Source organism: Deinococcus yavapaiensis KR-236 (genome assembly GCF_003217515.1).
Taxonomy (GTDB): domain Bacteria; phylum Deinococcota; class Deinococci; order Deinococcales; family Deinococcaceae; genus Deinococcus_A; species Deinococcus_A yavapaiensis.
In genome coordinates, this window is record NZ_QJSX01000015.1 from 1 (window position 1) to 16,329 (window position 16,329).

At 66.6% G+C, this 16,329-nt stretch carries 15 protein-coding genes and 3 tRNA genes; 8 read left to right on the forward strand and 10 right to left on the reverse strand.

Features of this window, described 5'->3' with window-relative positions:
• The coding region (locus DES52_RS16765) for a CoA-transferase (protein ID WP_281268579.1) at window positions 1–131 on the reverse strand (131 nt) is incomplete at its 3' end.
• A gap of 467 nt (window positions 132–598) precedes the next feature.
• On the opposite strand from DES52_RS16765, the gene DES52_RS16770 reads away from it, so the two are divergent.
• From DES52_RS16770 to DES52_RS16795, 5 genes are all read left to right on the forward strand, one after another.
• Window positions 599–2,302 carry an NHL repeat-containing protein gene (locus DES52_RS16770; RefSeq protein ID WP_170131105.1) on the forward strand — a complete coding sequence of 568 codons (1,704 nt, stop codon included), beginning with the start codon at window positions 599–601 and terminating at the stop codon, window positions 2,300–2,302.
• A gap of 20 nt (window positions 2,303–2,322) precedes the next feature.
• Window positions 2,323–3,075, forward strand: a complete 753-nt coding sequence (locus DES52_RS16775) for a carboxypeptidase-like regulatory domain-containing protein (protein ID WP_110887993.1) — start codon at window positions 2,323–2,325, stop codon at window positions 3,073–3,075.
• Window positions 3,076–3,098: 23 nt separating this feature from the next.
• A complete protein-coding gene (locus DES52_RS16780; RefSeq protein ID WP_110887994.1) occupies window positions 3,099–3,656 on the forward strand; it encodes a hypothetical protein in 558 nt (185 codons plus the stop codon).
• A 324-nt stretch (window positions 3,657–3,980) separates the two neighbouring features.
• Window positions 3,981–4,466, forward strand: coding sequence for a cupin domain-containing protein (locus DES52_RS16790; RefSeq protein ID WP_146237337.1), 486 nt, complete (start codon window positions 3,981–3,983; stop codon window positions 4,464–4,466).
• A 1-nt stretch (window position 4,467) separates the two neighbouring features.
• Window positions 4,468–5,241, forward strand: coding sequence for an AfsR/SARP family transcriptional regulator (locus tag DES52_RS16795; RefSeq protein WP_110887997.1), 774 nt, complete (start codon window positions 4,468–4,470; stop codon window positions 5,239–5,241).
• Between the two features lie 122 nt (window positions 5,242–5,363).
• On the opposite strand, the gene DES52_RS16800 is transcribed toward DES52_RS16795, so the two are convergent.
• From DES52_RS16800 to DES52_RS16810, 3 genes are all read right to left on the reverse strand, one after another.
• Window positions 5,364–6,164 carry a carboxypeptidase-like regulatory domain-containing protein gene (locus tag DES52_RS16800; protein ID WP_110887998.1) on the reverse strand — a complete coding sequence of 267 codons (801 nt, stop codon included), beginning with the start codon at window positions 6,162–6,164 and terminating at the stop codon, window positions 5,364–5,366.
• Window positions 6,165–6,268: 104 nt separating this feature from the next.
• Window positions 6,269–8,365, reverse strand: coding sequence for a tetratricopeptide repeat protein (locus DES52_RS16805; protein WP_146237338.1), 2,097 nt, complete (start codon window positions 8,363–8,365; stop codon window positions 6,269–6,271).
• Between the two features lie 27 nt (window positions 8,366–8,392).
• Window positions 8,393–8,863, reverse strand: coding sequence for a cupin domain-containing protein (locus DES52_RS16810; RefSeq protein WP_110888000.1), 471 nt, complete (start codon window positions 8,861–8,863; stop codon window positions 8,393–8,395).
• Window positions 8,864–9,058: 195 nt separating this feature from the next.
• Here DES52_RS16810 and DES52_RS16815 point away from each other — a divergent pair, with 195 nt between their 5' ends.
• On the forward strand, window positions 9,059–11,377 hold the full coding sequence (locus DES52_RS16815) for a winged helix-turn-helix domain-containing protein (protein ID WP_110888001.1): 2,319 nt from the start codon (window positions 9,059–9,061) through the stop codon (window positions 11,375–11,377).
• Between the two features lie 96 nt (window positions 11,378–11,473).
• On the opposite strand, the gene DES52_RS16820 is transcribed toward DES52_RS16815, so the two are convergent.
• Window positions 11,474–12,067: a beta-xylosidase family glycoside hydrolase gene (locus DES52_RS16820; protein ID WP_110888002.1), complete on the reverse strand. Its 594-nt coding sequence runs from the start codon at window positions 12,065–12,067 to the stop codon at window positions 11,474–11,476.
• 172 nt (window positions 12,068–12,239) lie between these two features.
• On the opposite strand from DES52_RS16820, the gene DES52_RS16825 reads away from it, so the two are divergent.
• A complete protein-coding gene (locus DES52_RS16825; RefSeq protein WP_110888003.1) occupies window positions 12,240–13,436 on the forward strand; it encodes a tetratricopeptide repeat protein in 1,197 nt (398 codons plus the stop codon).
• Window positions 13,437–13,561: 125 nt separating this feature from the next.
• Here DES52_RS16825 and DES52_RS16830 read toward each other — a convergent pair.
• The 5 genes from DES52_RS16830 to DES52_RS16850 all read right to left on the reverse strand — a co-directional run bounded on the left by DES52_RS16830 (window position 13,562) and on the right by DES52_RS16850 (window position 15,302).
• Window positions 13,562–13,636, reverse strand: a tRNA-Thr gene (locus DES52_RS16830).
• Window positions 13,637–13,639: 3 nt separating this feature from the next.
• Window positions 13,640–13,715, reverse strand: a tRNA-Phe gene (locus DES52_RS16835).
• 2 nt (window positions 13,716–13,717) lie between these two features.
• A tRNA-Asp gene (locus DES52_RS16840) sits at window positions 13,718–13,793 on the reverse strand.
• Window positions 13,794–13,904: 111 nt separating this feature from the next.
• Window positions 13,905–14,666, reverse strand: a complete 762-nt coding sequence (locus DES52_RS16845) for a metallophosphoesterase (protein WP_110888113.1) — start codon at window positions 14,664–14,666, stop codon at window positions 13,905–13,907.
• A 12-nt stretch (window positions 14,667–14,678) separates the two neighbouring features.
• Window positions 14,679–15,302: a single-stranded DNA-binding protein gene (locus DES52_RS16850; RefSeq protein WP_245901090.1), complete on the reverse strand. Its 624-nt coding sequence runs from the start codon at window positions 15,300–15,302 to the stop codon at window positions 14,679–14,681.
• A 104-nt stretch (window positions 15,303–15,406) separates the two neighbouring features.
• Between DES52_RS16850 and DES52_RS16855 the strand changes: the two genes are divergently transcribed.
• Window positions 15,407–16,303, forward strand: coding sequence for an ABC transporter ATP-binding protein (locus tag DES52_RS16855; protein WP_110888004.1), 897 nt, complete (start codon window positions 15,407–15,409; stop codon window positions 16,301–16,303).
• The last annotated feature ends 26 nt before the right edge of the window (window positions 16,304–16,329 follow it).

Genomic DNA, 16,329 nt, shown 5'->3' on the forward strand with positions numbered 1-16,329 from the left:
CCACTGTCGCGCAGGGCGAGAATGAGCGCTTCGGGGATGCCGCACAAACCGAAGCCGCCCACGGCGATGGTTTGGCCGTGTTGCACCACGTCCCTCAGCGCTTCGAACGCACTCCCAAAAACCTTGTTCACCTTCGCAGCATACCCGAACGCTCGTTTGGCTTCACGGGGCGCCAGGCAGGATTCAAGCCACCGAATGGCCGAGGCAACACGCCTTGGATCGAGCTTGGACTCGGACGTGCCGAGCAAGCCGTCGAGCCCGTGGGGGCAGCGAGATCGGAGGAGAACACGAGCGTCGATTCGACCCCGAGGGGAGGAGCCTTCATGGCCCGAGAAGCGAGGTCCACGTTTCGTCCTTTCGTCGCCGGGACGTTGTGGCAATCCGGCCTCTCCACGTTCGCAATTCCATGCTCGGAGGGGACCCGCGTGATCGAAGCGTGGTGGCACATTCCGAGTGGACGAACACGGGCCGCGCGAGCTCGAGCGGTCGGAAACGTCCGCGCGATGGTTCGATCCACCGCGTTCTCTGCGCCGCCAACCATGCTTCGGTCATGGCCTTCCTCCTACCTTGCAAAAGCCAGAAGGCACGGAGGAAGAACATGCGCTTGAGAACTCACATCAGTACAGCCTTGCTCGTCGGGAGCCTCGCGTTGTGCGCGAGCAGCGCAACGACGGCGCCCGCGCCGCTCGACCATCGAAGCGGCGTCCTCGAGTCGAGCCCCTTGGCCGTGACCAGCGAGCAGACAGCCAACCTGACCGTCGCCGCACCCGCCTCGTTCGACCTCACCCTCTCGACCGACAAAGTGTCCGTCATTACGGGCGCGAGCGCCACCGTGACCGTGAACCTGACTCGACAAGGCGACTTCACAGGCCCGGTCACGCTAACGCTCGGCGGCTTGCCCGTCGGCGCGAGCGCCGCCAAGGTCACGATTCCTGAAGACCGATCGAGCGCGACCTTGACGGTCCGAGCGAGCGCGACCGCGCCGCATTCCTTTCCCACCACCATCACTCTGCGGGGTACGAACGAGCAGCAAGTCGTGTCGAAAACGCTCACCGTCACCGTGCGCGGACCCGCCGGGAGCCTCGACACGACCTTCGGCGCGAGCGGTTCGCGCAGCATCGACTTCGGCGGCAAGGACGACTACGCCACGGCGATGACCGTGCAGCCCGACGGCCGCGTCCTCGTCGCCGGCCATACGCCGGGCGCGACCGGGGAAGGCCAAAACTTCGCCGTGGCGCGCCTCGACCGCGAAGGCAATCTCGACACGACCTTCGGCGCGGGCGGCAAGACGCAAGTGAACTTCGGAAGCGGCAACGACCAAGCGTACGCGGTCGCCTTGCAAAGCGACGGCAAGATTCTCGTGGCGGGCTTCGCGAGCGCCGGAAGCGCCCGGGACTTCGCCGTGGCTCGACTCGAACCGGACGGACGACTCGACACGTCCTTCGGGCAAGGCGGCAAAGTCACGGTCGCCGTGAGCACCGCCGAGGACCGCGCGTACGCGGTCCTCGTGCAAAGCGACGGTCGAATCGTCGTGGGTGGAACGAGCGACTCGCGCAGTGCGAGCGGCCTCGACTTCGCCCTCGTGCGCCTCCTCGCCAGCGGGCAACTCGACACGTCGTTCGGGCAAGGCGGCAAAGTCACGACCGCCGTCGCGAACGGCAGCGTCACCGACGCCGTGTACGCGCTCGCCGAGCAAGGCGGCGGCATCGTGGCAGTGGGCGGAGAGGCCGACTTCATGATCGCGCGTTACACGAGCGCGGGCGCGCTCGACACGGCCTTCAGCAGTGACGGAAAGATCACGGGCCTCTTCGGAAGCAACATCGGGCGGGCGCGCGACGTGGAAGTCGTGACCGTGAACGGCGAGGAGCGCCTCGTGCTCGTCGGCAACGCCGCCAACAACACGGCGGCGGCGCGCCTCAAGACCGACGGAACGCTCGACGCCGCCTTCGGAGATCCTGGCACGAGCGGCCGCAAAGTCCTCGCCGTCAGCCCGAACGACTGGGACGAGGCGACCGCGGTCGCCGTGCAAGCCGACGGCAAGCTCGTGCTCGGCGGGTGGGCGAACGACGCCACGACGACCGCCAACTTGTGCGTGCTGCGCTTGCTGCCCAACGGGCAAGTCGACTCCAGCTTCGGCGCGGCGGGCTTCACCATCGTGCCGCTGGCACCCGCCGGTAAAAACGACTTCGCGCGCGCCTTGACGCTGCAGCCCGACGACCGCGTTCCGACCGTGCGCGTTCTCGCGGCGGGCGAGCGCGTGCCGAGCTTCGCCGACTTCGCCGTCGTTCGTTTCTGGCCTTGAACGGCACAGGAGGCTTCCTTATGAATCGATTCCCCCGCTTACCGCTCGCCTCGGCCTTGCTCCTCGCGCTTCTCACCGGAAACATCGTCGGCACCGCGTCGTCCGCCGCCGCGACGGCCACCATGACGGGCATCGTGCGCAACAGCGCGGGGCAACCCGTGCCCGGCGCCTCCATCTTCGCCGGGCACACCGTCTACTTCAACACCAACCTCCTCGCGAAGAGCGGCGCGGACGGTCGTTACCGCATCGACTTGAACGGTCCCGCCGGATCGTACTACGCGGGTGGGCAAGTCACGGCGACCCTCGACGGACACCGCTACACCTTCGACTTGCTGCCCGACTCCACCGCACCGTTCAACGTCACCAAAGGCGCCGTGCGCAACTTCACGTGGAAGCTCACCGGCACGAAGCCTGACGGGCAGAAAGTCGGCGCGACCGTCACCGTGTACGCCGACTTCTTCGATCCGGGCCTGCTCGATTGGATTCCGAACATCGAGCTGATCCTCACGCCGACCGGGCCGCGCATCGACGGCAGTCCCGGCGTGGAAGTCCGAGGAACGATCAAGCAAACGCCCGACGGGCAAGAAGGACTCGTCGACGTTCCCCTCGGACGGTACGCGATTTCCGCTCGCTACGTGCCGAAGGGCGGCTCGCCGGTCAAGCTGACGATTCGCGCGCGCAACAACGGCGAGTTCGGCCCGAGCGTCGCGTCGTTCTTCTCGCAGCGCGGCTCCGGCCAAATCATGGAAGTCGAAGTCTCGCGCGAGCGCTGACGCGCTCCCCGAAAGGACCCCTCATGCTGACCGCCTTGTACCCGCTCTTGCTGCTCGTGCACGTCTTCGCCGCGCTCGCGTTCTTCGCGATGGAAGGCGCCCTCTTCTTCGCCGTGCGAGAAGCGCGCGCCACGCGCACGCCCGAACTTCTGCGCGCCGCCTTGACCCGCTTCCAGACCCTCGGACGCTACATCGGACCCATTCCCCCCTTGCTGCTGATCAGCGGTCTGGCGTTGTGCGCCGTCGCGTGGGGATTTCGCACGCCCTGGGTGAACTTGTCGCTCGTGGGCTTCGCGCTCTGCGCGGCGCTCGCGCGAGGTTACGAAGTGCCGCGCTACATGAACGCGGGCCGCCTGCTCGACTCGGGCGCGTCGTTCGAACTCGTGCGCGCGGGCCTGAACGATCCTCGCCTGCGGCTCGCCGCGCACCTTCGGTACACCTTGATGCTGTGGCTCGTGCTGCTCATGACGATCAAGCCGGCCCTGACCGTCGCCGTGCTCGCCCTCGCGGCGTCGCTGGGCGTCGCCTTGCTGCTCGCCGCGCTTCGGTCCGGTCCTCGCGGCGTCACACGCCCCGCTTGAACGAAACACGCACTCGACTTCGAGACGCGCCCTTTTGTCGAGGGCGCGTCTCGCCCTTTCGCGCTGTTGCCCGAGCCGCACCGCGTTCCCCTGATTCTTGGGGGCGTCCGAGACGCGAGGGCCGGACCGAACGGGCTTGCGGCGCTCGAAGGTCGCGCCGAGCGCCGCTTCTTCGCGAACCGAGGCGAAGCGAACGAGTCTTCCGTGGCTCGACAGGCGCCTCGGTGGAAAGCGTTCCCCCTGTTCCTTGGGGAGCGCGCCCTTCCCGAGAACTCGGGATGAGGTTCGACGGCGCGCCCGCTACTTTGAGAGACAGAGGTGCTCATGAAACGACTTGCCACGCTCCACCCGCGTTCACCGACGCACGAAGATCCCTTCGATCTTCACGCCGACCGCTTCCGAGTCTTGATCTCCGGCGACGACACCCACGGCCGCTTCGCGACCGTCGAAGTGCGCGGCCGTCGTTCGTTCGAACTGCCCGTGCATGTGCACACCTTCGAAGACGAACTCGTCGTGGTCCTCGAAGGCGAGCTCGACGTGCGAATCGACGAGGAAACGCGCCGTGCCAGCGTCGGCGACGTCGTGCTACTGCCGTGCGGAGTTCCGCACGAGGTGAAGTTGCGAAGTGACACGGCGCGCCTCGTCGTGACGTACAGCCCGGCGGGCTTCGAGCGATTCTTGCGCGAAGTGTCGCGGCCCGCGTCCACCTCGGTCGACGACGCGTTCGATCCCGGCGTGCCGAACGTTCCCCTCCTCGTGACGGTCGGCGAGCAGTACGGCGTCACCTTCTACCCTTCGCGGGAGTGCTGACGTGACCACCCTCGCTGACGTGACCACCTTCGCCGACGTGACCGCATCCTCGCCCGACTTCACCGTGCGTCTGCTCGGCCACCCGCTCGTGCGCGACGAAGGCGGCGAGTGGCGGCTCCTCGAACGCAAAGCGGCCGCGCTGCTCGCACTCGAAGGAGCCATGAAGCGCGGCCGCCTCGTCACGCTTTTGTGGCCCGACACGCGTGAAGCGGCCGCCAGGAACAACCTCGTGCATCTTCTGCGCAAGCTGCACCAACTCGCCAACTTCGTGCTCGTCGAGGGCCGCGAGCTGTTGTCGCTCGCGCCGAGCGTTCGCGTGGACGTCCACGCGTTGCAGCTCGGCGGAGCGGCGCTGCCCGAAGACGTCGTCCACGCGACGCTGCTCGGCACGCACTCGTTCGACGACTGCCAGGACTTGGAGGAGTGGGTCGCGTGCGAACGCGAACGACTCGAAGAATGGTGTTTGCTCGCGCTGGGCGAACGGGCGCGGACCCTCGAAGAGGCGGGCGCGTACGACGCCGCCCTCGCGTGCGTCTTGCGCCTGCTCGACCTCGACCCGTTCTCCGAGGACGCGTACTACCGCTTGATGCGCCTGCACGCCCTGAGGGGCAACCGTCACCGTGCGCTGCGCGCCTTCGACCGCTTGTGCGACTTGTTGCGGCGCGAATTGAACGCCGAGCCGTTGCGGGCGACGGTCGACCTCGCGCGGACCATTCGAAGCGCCGATCTCTCCTTCGTCGCGCCGAACCTCGTGTCGCGCGGCGTTCAAGCTTGAACGCCGCGCGACACGACCGACTTGCCTGCCCTGCTCGGCGTTCAGGGCTCGCCGAGCAGGGCAGGCAAACAAGACGAGCCGAGTTCAATTGGAACTCGGCTCGTTCGCGTGGACGAATGGTGTCAGCGCGTGGGGCGGGCGACGTACAGAATGGCGCGTTCCACGAAGCTGGTGGTGCCGGGCGCTCCGCCGCACAGGTCGCTGTTCGGCTTGAAGGTGAGGGTCGTCTTGAAGCCCTTGTCGATCGTGTAGTCGCGCGTCACGAGAACCGGCGTGCGCGCTCCGTTCGGCTGCACCTCGGCGGCCGTCACGGTGTAGCGTCCCACGGGAATGTCGTACAGAAAGTTCTCGCCGGGCTTCGTGACCTTCACGATCGTCTTGCCTTCGCTTCCGTCGATGAGGGGACCGGTCGGGGTGAGCGTGACCTCCACCTTCGTCGAGTTCAGCGGCACGACCTCGTCCGCTCCTTCCCACGTCATGGTCATGAGCCGCACTTCCGCACCGAAGTAGGTGTTGGCGATGTCGGTGTCGGGGACGGGCCCCGTGAGCTTGAGGCGGAAGTTGCGGACCACACCGCCTTTTGGCGAGAACGGCTCGTACTGCGCGTCGTTCTCGGCCGCGAGACGCAAGCAAAACGATTCGCCTTGGTACGGGACCTTCACCCAGGCGGTGGCGCCGAAGAGCATGTTGGGCAGCGGTTTCACGCTGTACTGCCCGTTGGCGTCGGTGCGAGTCTTGACGAGGTTGCTCGACGACGTGTAGCCGAAGTTGCCCGAGATGGACGGCAACAGCCAGACGATGGCGCCCGGCAACGGACGGCCCTTGGCGTCGAGCACGGTTCCCTTGACTTCACCTGATTGGGGAGGCGTCACGGCGAGGGCGGCGGACAGTGTCAGGCAGGCGACGAGGGCTGTTTTATGCATAGGAATCCTCCGGGAAGCGAAGCGTGGGCACGGCCACGGCGCTTTCTTGAAAAGCAAGGTAGGAAGTACACCCTGATTGGGGCGTGATCGAGCGGACCGCGCCTTCAAGGCGAGCCGACGCTGTTGAGCAAGCTCCACTTGCCGCCGACCTTGGCGCCGAGGCCCGCTTTGCCGCCCTCGTCGATCTTGAGGCCGAGCGTCGCGCCCGCCTCGGCGAGGGTACCGACGTCCTTGAACTCGCCTTGGCCGTCGAGGGTGACGTACATGCCCATGGCGCCCTTCGCGCCCAGGGCGGTGCCCGGGATGGTCACGCCCAACTCGGCGCCTGCCGCGACCGTCACGGCGTCGTTCACGAAGTTCTTCTCGACCTTGCCGAACGCGGCGAGCCAACCGGGCGTCGACAACTTCAAGGAGACGGTTTCGCACGCGACGCTGATCTCGACGATCTTGAACGACGCCTTGAGCGCGGCCGTGCCGAACAAGTCCTTGCAAGAAGCGGTGCGGTCGAACTTGATGTCCTCGGCGACCTTCACGGGGGGCGTCACGGTCGCTTGCGGAACGCACTTGTCTTGGAACTTCTCGACGTCCTGCGCCCAGATCATGGCGTCGTAGACGAGGTTCGTGAACGCCGCCAAGGCGCCCTTCTCGGCTTGCAGCGAGGCGAGTTCGTGCCACGAAGGGTCGCTGTAGTTGGCGGCGAGCCCGGTCGAAAGGCGGTACGTCGCCTCGGCCGCTTTGGCAAGGTCGGTGGCTTGCGCGTGCATCGCGCCGCGCCACGAGTTGTTCGCGCCCGAAAGTGCGGGTACGCACAGATCGCGGAAGGTCTTGTCGTAATCCGAGCTCGCGCTCGCCTGCTTCATGATGTTCGAGATCGTGCAGCCACCCTCGCAGTGCCAGAAGTTCGTCCAGATGTCCGAGACGGCCGCGCGGCTCTTGGCGTGCGCCCGCCACAGCGGCTTGATTCTGGGGGCGTCGTCGGCTCTGTAGATCGCCCGTAACAAGAGGTCGCGTCGTTGCTGCACGAGTCGCGTCGGTTCCTGACGGCCTCGAATCACCTGTTGAAGTTCTTGCTGCCGCTCGCTCATGGCGTCGTCTTGGGCGCGCAATTCCTCGAGAAGCTTTTTGTAGCTCGGCAGAAGTTGCACGGCTTCGACGGGCGTTTGCGGCAGTTTGAGGTTCGGAAGGTTGAAGGACTTGCCGCGCGACACGTCGAACACGAACTCGGACGGACGGAAGGTTTCTTTCGGAGCGTCCTCGTCGGGTTCGGGCTGCGGCGTTTCCACGACGGCTTCCGGCGGCACCGGCGTGCCGGGCTTGGCGGTCTCGGCGGCCGTGCGTCGCACGCCTCGTCGCGCGGCGATCAAGGCCTCGTTCGTCTTGCCTTGGCAGGTCAAGGTCCGCGCGAGGTTTTGCTGTGCCTCGGCGAGGTTGGGCGCGAGTTGCGAGGCCGTTCGAAGCGCCGTTTCCGCTTCCGTGAAGCGTCCCAGACCGATCAGGGCGTAACCTTGGTTGTTGAGAAGCGTGGCCTTGACGGGCCAGCCGAGCACGCCTTCGCCAAGCGGCAGTTTCTCGGCGGCGGCCAGCACCACGAGGGCTTCTTGGTTCATTCGAAAGTGTGAAAGGGCGCCGGCGAGGTTCACGAGCACGTCGGCGTTCTTCGGCGCGAGGCGGTGCGCGGCGATCAAGGCGGCCAGGGCCGCGCTGTGCTGTCCGGCGAGGCTGGCCTCGAACGCCGCTCGGCTCGCCTTGGCGGCGTCCTTGGCGTCGGCGCTCGCGCGAAAGGCTTTCATGCCGGCGGGCTCGTTCTTGTCGAGCCACGCCTCGGCGCGTCCCAACGCCTCCGCGAGGTCTTTCGGCGCGGGAATCGCTTTTGAAGGCGCTTTGGCCTCCGCCTCGGCGGCTTGCAGAAACGTGGGGCGCAGCCGTTCGTACGACGCGCGCTCGGGGTTGCCTTGAGGAAGCTTCGCGACTTCGGTGTCGAAGCGGCGCAAGCGGTCGCGCGCCATCGTCGGGCCCGGCGCCCAGCATCCCAGAATTCGCTCGCGGTCGAGGTCTTGACGCATCTCGCTCGCTTGCGGCAACGGGTTCGCGTCGCTCCACGCACGCAAGACGGTGGCGCCGGAAGCGGGCGCGCCTTGCGCGACCGCGCCCGACGCGCAAGCCCCCAAAAGGGCGAAGCACAACACAGAGGTTCGAATCATCGGAAAAGTCCTTTCACGAGCAGGCGATCAAGGCAAGGGCGGCAGGAGCGAGAGACCGTGTTCCTCGGCGACTTGGGCGACGTCGGACGAAGAGGGGCCGCCGGAGGCTTCGAACAAGCGTGCGAGTTGCGCGCAAAAACGCTCGAACCCCGCCGGATTGGCCAACAGGTACAACCGTGCCGACTCGGACGAATCGTTGCGGTGCGTGTGCGGGACGTCGGCCGGCAGAAAGACGACGTCGCCCGAGCGGGCCGTGAACCACCCTTGGGGCGTCCACACTTGCAGTTCGCCCGACAGCATCACGAAGACTTCGTCCTCGCGGTGATGCACGTGCGGCGGCGGCCCACCGCCAGGCTCCACGGTCAGGAGCCCGAGCGAAAACACGCCGTCGGTGTCGTCGTCGGTGAGCAGGAACGTCACGCGCTCCAGGCCGACGACGTGCGTCTCGCCTTCACCCGCACGAACGAGTTTGGGCCGCACGTTGATCGATGTGGTCATGAAAGGCTTCCGACCCGCCCGTTCGGGGCGGTAGGTGCGAATCCGAGGAAAGGATTGTTCACGTGCTTCTCCTTCCGGCACCTTCTCGGTGCGGTGACGCAACGATAAGAAGTGGGCCGTGGTTGAAGCGTGGTTGTGGTGCGCTCTGGCCTCACGGTCACATCGAAGCGTCGGTCGCTCGCGTTACCATCGGACATGACCAAAGCTCGGGCCTTCGCCGACCCGATCCGCTTCGTGGCGCTTCCGGACCCGATGACGTCCCTCGTGGGACGGGAGCACGAAGTGGCCCGCGTTCGCGCCATCTTGAATTGGCCGCAAGTCTCGTTGCTGACGCTCACCGGACCGGGCGGCGTGGGCAAGACGAGGCTGGCGATCGAGGTCGCACGTCAACTCGCCGGACAGTACGCGGACGGCGCGGTGTTCGTGCCGCTCGCGCCCGTGCAGCGTCACGAAGACGTCCTCGCGGTGATCGCGCAGACCCTCGGGTTGCAGGAGTCCGTCCGTCCGACCCTGGACGTGGTGGGCGCGTTCTTGCGCGACCGCCAGATGCTGCTCGTCCTCGACAACTTCGAGCACGTCCTCGACGCTGCCGAGGACGTGTCGGCCTTGTTGCGCGCCGCGCCCGACCTCACGGTGCTCGTGACGAGCCGAGCGTGCTTGAAGTTGTACGGCGAGCACGAACTTCCCGTGCCGCCGCTGTCGTTGCCGTCCGAGGGCGAATCCGGGGAAGCGGGGCAGTTGTTCGTCGAGCGTGTTCGCGCGGTCATGCCGTCGTTCACGCTCGCGCCCGACAACGCTTCCGTGATCGAGGACATCTGTCGGCGGGTCGACGGCTTGCCGCTCGCGATCGAACTCGCTGCCGCCCGCGCTCGGCTGCTGCCGTTGCGCGCCCTTCTGGCACGCCTCGACAACCGCTTGGGACTCTTGGCGGGCGGCGCGCGTGACTTGCCCGCCCGCCAACAAACGCTTCGAGCGACCCTGGACTGGAGCCACGACCTGCTGGACCCGCACGAGCAAGCCTTGTTCGCGCGGCTCGGGGTCTTCGTGGGCGGCTGGACGTGGGAAGCGGCCGAGGCGATTTGCCGCACGTCCGACGACCACGACGTGCTCGACGGGCTCGCGTCCCTCGTGGAAAAGAGCCTCGTGCAACGCACGGACGTTTCCGGAGAAGCGCGGTTCGGCATGCTGGAGACGCTGCGCGAATACGCTTTGGAAAAGTTGGCGCACCGCCAGGAGGACGCTTGGATGCGCGAGCGGCACGCTCGGCACTTCGCGCGCTGGAGCGAGCAAGCCCGCCTAGGTTTGGAAGGACCGGGGCAGTTGGAGTGGCTCGGGCAGGTCGAAGCGGAGCAGCCCAACGTCCTCGCGGCCGTTCGCGAGCGCGCGCAAGCGCGCGACTTCGACACGGTGGCGCGTGTCGCCTGGAATTTGGGCTGGGCGTGGGCGGTGCGCGTCGACGACCGTGCCGAGCGCGTGCTGGAGGACGTGATGCGGCTCGATCCGCCTCGAACCGCGCACTTGGCGCGGTTGCTGTACGCGCGCTCGTGGTTGATGTTCCGCCGCGGTCGCTTCGAGCTGGCCGTGGAGCACGCGGCGCAGTGCCTGGCGTTGTTTCACGAATGTGAAGATGTCGTCGGGGAAGGGTACGCCTCCATGCTGCTCGGGATGGACCTCCTGCCGTATCGGGAGCGGTCCTCGGAGGGCGTGCGGGCGTGCGAAGTCGCCCTCGGGGTGGCGCGTCAGCGGCGGTTGCCGTGGCTGGAAATCATCGCCAACAGCGTCGCGGGCTGGCTGCACATGATCAGCGACCGCATGGACGAAGCCGAGCGCTCCTTGCTCGCCGCGCTCGCCCTCGGAGCGGCGAGCGGCGAGCAGAACGTCATGACGTGGAACCGGATCGCGCTCGCCGCGTGGCACGCGCGAAGAGGCGAGGTCGAGGCGGCCGCCCGCCTGCTGCGAGACGGTCTCGCGAGCGGCGAGCGCATGAACGATCCGGCCGTGACCGCCGCGTGCTTGCACGGCTTGGCTGCAGTCGCCGCCTTGGACAGAGCCGATGAGCTGGCCGCCCACCTGCTCGGCGCGGCCGAGGGTCTGCGAAGCGTTCGGAACATCTCGCCTCAAACCGAACCCGCTTTGTTCGGGCCGTTGCTCGACGGTTCGCGTGCGCGGCTCGGTGAAGCCGCGTTCGGCGCCGCGCTCGACCGAGGCCGCTCGTGGCGACTCGTGGAAGCGATCGAGGCGGCAGCCCGCATCGGGACGTCTTCGGCGTGCGCCGCCTCGGAAAGCGCGGCGCCGCCGAGCGCTTCGCGAGACGGGGACGTGACGCGCCTCACGCCGAGCGAACGCGACGTCTTGCAGCTCATCGCGGCAGGATTGAGCAACAAGCAAATCGCGGCGCGGCGCGGCACGGGCTTGTACACCGTGAACGATCAAGTACGCGCGATCTTCTCGAAGCTCGGCGTTCCGAATCGCGCGTCGGCCACTCGGTACGCCTTGGAGCACGGGCTCGTCTGACGTCGGGGCCCCGGTCCGATCGCGTTCGCGCGGCGAAACGTCGTTCGCCGCGCTTGGCGCCGTGCGTGACGGGCCCTCTCCCTGGGTCTCCGGTTGTCAGCGAGACAGGCGGAAGACGCGCAGGTAGTCGAAGTTGGCGATGTATCCGGCGCCCCACAAGGCGACCAGCCCCACCCGCGCGTTCGCGCCGAGTCGGTGCGTCCACGTGCCGCCCAGCTCCCAAGTTCGGCCGTCCGTACTGGTGTACGCCGTGTACTGCTCCTCGCCTTCGATCGTGCGCTTCACGAGCCGCAGCCAAGAGGTGGGAGCGGCAGGACCCGCGAGGGCGTAGTTGATGTTCGGAAAGCCTCGGTTCGCGTTGTCGCTCGTCGCCTTCACGAAGAGCGCGGCCCGCGTCGCTCCAAGAGCGCCGACGGTCAGCCGGACGAAATTCCGGTCGTCACCGTACACTACCAAGCCCGCCTCCACCGCGTCGGGCAACGGGAAATTCAGCCGCGTCTCGACCACGTAGTCTCCCTGGGGCGCGCCGTTCAACAAGGCGGGCGCCGTCGCGTCGACAAGGTCGCCTTTCGAGGTCGTGAGTCGCAGCATCCCTCCGGACAAGCCGACGTCGACGGGGCCACGCACCCACCTCCACCGAGCATTCAGGCGGACGTTGGCGAACTCGTCCGACAAGCTCGGCAACGCCACGCCGAGTCAGTCGATCGGGGGGCCACGACGGGTGGAAGCTTCACCTCGCCTGCCTTGAGCGCCGGGGCGCGTTGCGTTCCTTCCGAGGGGCCTCGGCCGTGACGCACGGTCGGCCATCCTCCGACCCAATCCAAGGGACCGACGAGACTTGGCATGCCTGCGGCAATTGCCGGTGCTGCACTCGACGTTCGCGGGCCTTTCGCGCATGGGGCTGCTGACGGATTTGCTGGCACACGCGGACTGCGCGCTCAGCGACGTGGACGCGCTCGGTCCTGTCGGTTCGGCGATGTCGATGGTAGGAGAGTTGGAACTCGGCGTGGCCGTGCTGTTCGACTTCGGCAGTTGGAGCGGACGGCTGGGGCGGCATGAGGCGGCGCGAAAAGCGACCGAGCGGTGCCTCGCGCGACTCGAGCGGCTCGGCGAGCGGGAAGGTCGCGTGTACGTTTTGACGCTCGCGAATCTCGGGGAGTGCTTCGAGCACGAGGGCGACATGGTGGCCGCGGAACGCTGCTACCGAGAGGCAGTCGCGTTGAGCGGTCGACATGACAGCGGCGTGCAGTGCGTCGCTCTTCGTTGCCTCGCGGCCGTGCTCGCCCACCGGGGATGCTTCGAGGACGCCGAAGCACTGGTCGACCGCACTCTGGCCTTGCCGGACCTCGACGCCTACCACACGGTGATGATTCGCGTCGGCTTGGCCGACCTGTTGCTGCGCTGCACGTCAGTCCGAGCGGGCGAAGCGCTGGAACTCCCGCTGAGCGCCCGCTTGAGAATCACGCCGAGGTACGAAGGCGTCTTGTGGCCACGCGTGCTCGCCGTGCAGGCGCGCGCGGCGTTGCACTCGAACCGAGCCGACCTCGCCTTGAGCTCCTCCGAGGAAGGTCTGACGCGCATCGGCGACGATCACCGTCCGCGTGAAGTCGTCGAGTTGCAGTGCGCTCGCGCTCAGGCGCTCGCTCGACAAGGCCGAATCGAGGAGGCGTTTCGCACGCTTCAACATGCTCTGCGGAGTGCCCTCGCCGCTCAGTCGAACTCCGGCCTCTCGGAATCGCGGGCTTGCTGCTGCGCTCGGGCGGACGCGAGGCCGAAGGGAACGTCATCTTGGAGTCCTTGCTCTCCACGCCCGGTCTGGCGGCGCATCTCGTACGGACGATTTGCGAAGCCCGGCAACGGCGGTCGAGAGGGCCACGCGAAGCAAGCGGCAGCTTCGCGGAGTTGTACGCTTGCGCCGAGTGGGGCGCCTCGCTCGAAATTTCTTCGGTGCTCGGCGACCGCGCTCGTTCCACTGAAGTTTGCGAGCACGACCGATAAGTCGGAGCGAATCGCGACGAGCGATCGGATGTCGATCCACGAGCAGTTCGACGTTCGTTGATTCCACCTTTTACCGGAGACCCCGGCGGGAGCGTTCTGAAATGCCCAAATGCATCCGCGATGCATTTCAGCTTGCCTCGGCATGGACGACAAAAGAAGAAACCCCGTCGCGGACGGGGTTTTCTCTGGAGCCAGGGGTGAGAATCGAACTCACGACCTACCGATTACGAATCGGTTGCTCTACCGCTGAGCTACACTGGCGGGTGGTGGCAAGGGGCGGATTTGAACCGCCGACCCAACGATTTTCAGTCGTTTGCTCTACCAACTGAGCTACCTTGCCGTTGGCGGTCCGGACGGGATTTGAACCCGCGACCTACTGCGTGACAGGCAGTTATGCTAACCGCTACACTACCGGACCAAACCGTGCCTCGAGGGCGTTCCTCTCAGCGGGATCAAGTCTAGCGGGGGGGCCTTCTTCTGTCAACACTTTTGTCGCCAGGGCACGTTTGACCGAGGAAAGCTCGGGAAATCAAAAGGGAGCGACGCGGCAAGTCGTGACCGGCTGTTCGAGTTCGGGCCGCACCATGATTTCGAGGTACTGACGGTTGGACAACGCGTCGATCATGGCGAAGTCGCCGCTTTCGTGCACGAGGATGCCGCCTTGCATCTGCGTGTGTCCGTACACGCCGAACCGCACGCCGCTCGCTCGCACGAGGTCGGGAGTGTCACGCCACCATGTCTTGTGGGTGGAGTCGGCGTAGAAGAGATCGTCGTAGAACGCCATGCTCGGTAGCGGCCCGACGTGCGCGAACTGCAAGTTGCCGACGCGCAACTCTCGTACGAACGTCGTGAACCACGCGCGAAGGTGTTCGGGCAGATACACGCCGCCCCGCCCGGGATCGAACTCGGTGTGAATGACGCCGCCGCCCGTGCCGAGCAGATAATTGGTGTTGAGCACGGCGTCGTCGTGATTGCCGAGCAGGATGTGAACGTGGCCGCCACTCGCCTCGGCGAAGGTCTTGAGCTTCTCCAGGTGCTGCACTTGCGCGCGCGCGGCGAGAAAGAGGTGCTCGGGATTCGCGAAGTCGAACTCGGGCCGTCCCGCCAGGCGCGCGTACTCCGAGCGGCTCTTGGGGTGAACGAGGTCGCCCATCAACACGACTTGAAAGAGACCGTTCTTCAAAGGCGCGGTGGGCAGACCGTTCGCGTCGACGGCGTAAGCGGCGCGAAGCGCCGCCCAAAGCGTCGTCCAGTCCGCGTGGACGTCGCCGATGGAGATGAACTTGTGCATGCTCGTCGACACTTACGTCTTGAGGAGCGCCTTGAGCTCCGCGTACACGCGGCGACTGTCTTCGAGGTCCTTGCCGTACCCACCGTGGCGAGCAATGACGACGGACGCCTGCTTGCCGAGCCCGCGGTCTCGCAGTTGATCCATGAGGTCGTCGATGTGCTTCTTCGCCTTTTCCATTTGCGGATCGCGTGGCGATTCGGGCGGTTCGGCGCGTGCCTGAGAAGCAGAGTCGTCATCGCCGAGTTCGTCGATGTTCGGGCCTTCCTCGGGATCGTACTCCACCCACTGCGGTTCGGCTCGGAAGCCTTCGGGCGTCATCTCCCAGCTTCGAACGGCGTCCGTGAGCGCGACGAGCCTCGCGGCCTCGATGTCGGCGCCCGTTCCAAGACCGTCACGAAAGCGTCCAAGGAACGCGAGGCGGCAGCGTACGACGGTCGGCGAGACGCTGACGACGTCGTACCCGAGGTCCCACTGCTCGTCGAAACGCTCGGTCAGGGCGGCGAACACGGCGTCGGGACGCAGGATCGCCGTCACGAGGGCGCGGTCACCGCGCACTTCCAGCATGGCGAAGCGCACGTCACGGCCCGAAGCGCTTCCGGAGAGGGCGGCACGCACCGCGGCGAGGTCCGAATGCATAGACCACAGTATAAGCAGCTGTTTTCGCCGAGGTGACGAATGTCACCTCTCGGGCTTGACGTCGTGCACTGAGATTGTCCGAAAGCGCCGCGTACGGTAGGGGCATGACGGCGACGAATCTTCACGGGATCGAATTGCGCGGCGTGCACAAGCGCTTCGGCACCTTCACGGCGCTTCGGGACCTCTCGCTCACCGTGCGGCGCGGCGAGCTGCTCGCGCTCCTCGGACCGAACGGCGCGGGCAAGACGACCGCCATCAGCCTCATGCTGGGCTTGCGTCCGCCTTCGAGCGGCACCGTGCGCGTCTTCGGGGACGATCCGCGTCACGGCGCGACGAAAGTGCGCCTCGGAGCGATGCTGCAAGAAAGCGACTTGCCGGGAACGCTGCGCGTCTCGGAACTCGTGGAGCTCTTCGCGAGCTTCTACCCTCGCCCCCTCTCGACGAGGGACGTGCTGAACGTCGCCGATCTCGCCGCGCAGGCGGGCAAGCTCGGCTCTACCCTCTCGGGCGGTCAAAAGCGCCGCTTGATGTTCGCCCTCGCCATCGTCGGGAATCCCGATCTCGTCTTCTTGGACGAGCCGACGACGGCGATGGACACGCAAAGCCGCGCGGCCTTCTGGGCAGCCATCGAGCACATGAAGGCGAGCGGCAAGACGATCGTCCTCACGACGCATTACCTGGAGGAAGCCGAGCGGGCCGCGGACCGCGTGGCGGTCATCGACAAGGGGCAGCTCGTCGCGAGCGGAACGCCGAGCGAAGTCAAGGCGAGCGTGGACGCGGCGAAGGTCCGCTTGCGCTCCGACCTCGTTCTCGCCGAGCTGCGCGCCTTGCCGTTCGTGACGCGCGCCGAGTGCGACGACCGCGGCTTGGCCACCTTGCACACGCGCGCGCCCGAAGCGTTGTTGGCGCACATCGTCCGTGCGGGCGTCGCCTTCAAAGACCTCGAGGTGACGCGCGCCTCGCTCGAAGACGCTTTCCTGAGCCTTACCGCCCAAGCTTGAAAGACCCGGCACGAAAGGAACTTTTG

What these genes read in the sequence shown, in the direction of transcription:
- DES52_RS16845 (WP_110888113.1), bottom strand. Translation starts at nt 14,666, where the DNA reads ATGCACAAGTTCATCTCCATCGGCGACGTCCACGCGGACTGGACGACG.
- DES52_RS16855 (WP_110888004.1), top strand. Translation starts at nt 15,407, where the DNA reads ATGACGGCGACGAATCTTCACGGGATCGAATTGCGCGGCGTGCACAAG.
- DES52_RS16850 (WP_245901090.1), bottom strand. Translation starts at nt 15,302, where the DNA reads ATGCATTCGGACCTCGCCGCGGTGCGTGCCGCCCTCTCCGGAAGCGCT.
- DES52_RS16790 (WP_146237337.1), top strand. Translation starts at nt 3,981, where the DNA reads ATGAAACGACTTGCCACGCTCCACCCGCGTTCACCGACGCACGAAGAT.
- DES52_RS16800 (WP_110887998.1), bottom strand. Translation starts at nt 6,164, where the DNA reads ATGCATAAAACAGCCCTCGTCGCCTGCCTGACACTGTCCGCCGCCCTC.
- DES52_RS16770 (WP_170131105.1), top strand. Translation starts at nt 599, where the DNA reads ATGCGCTTGAGAACTCACATCAGTACAGCCTTGCTCGTCGGGAGCCTC.
- DES52_RS16780 (WP_110887994.1), top strand. Translation starts at nt 3,099, where the DNA reads ATGCTGACCGCCTTGTACCCGCTCTTGCTGCTCGTGCACGTCTTCGCC.
- DES52_RS16805 (WP_146237338.1), bottom strand. Translation starts at nt 8,365, where the DNA reads ATGATTCGAACCTCTGTGTTGTGCTTCGCCCTTTTGGGGGCTTGCGCG.
- DES52_RS16810 (WP_110888000.1), bottom strand. Translation starts at nt 8,863, where the DNA reads ATGACCACATCGATCAACGTGCGGCCCAAACTCGTTCGTGCGGGTGAA.
- DES52_RS16775 (WP_110887993.1), top strand. Translation starts at nt 2,323, where the DNA reads ATGAATCGATTCCCCCGCTTACCGCTCGCCTCGGCCTTGCTCCTCGCG.
- DES52_RS16815 (WP_110888001.1), top strand. Translation starts at nt 9,059, where the DNA reads ATGACCAAAGCTCGGGCCTTCGCCGACCCGATCCGCTTCGTGGCGCTT.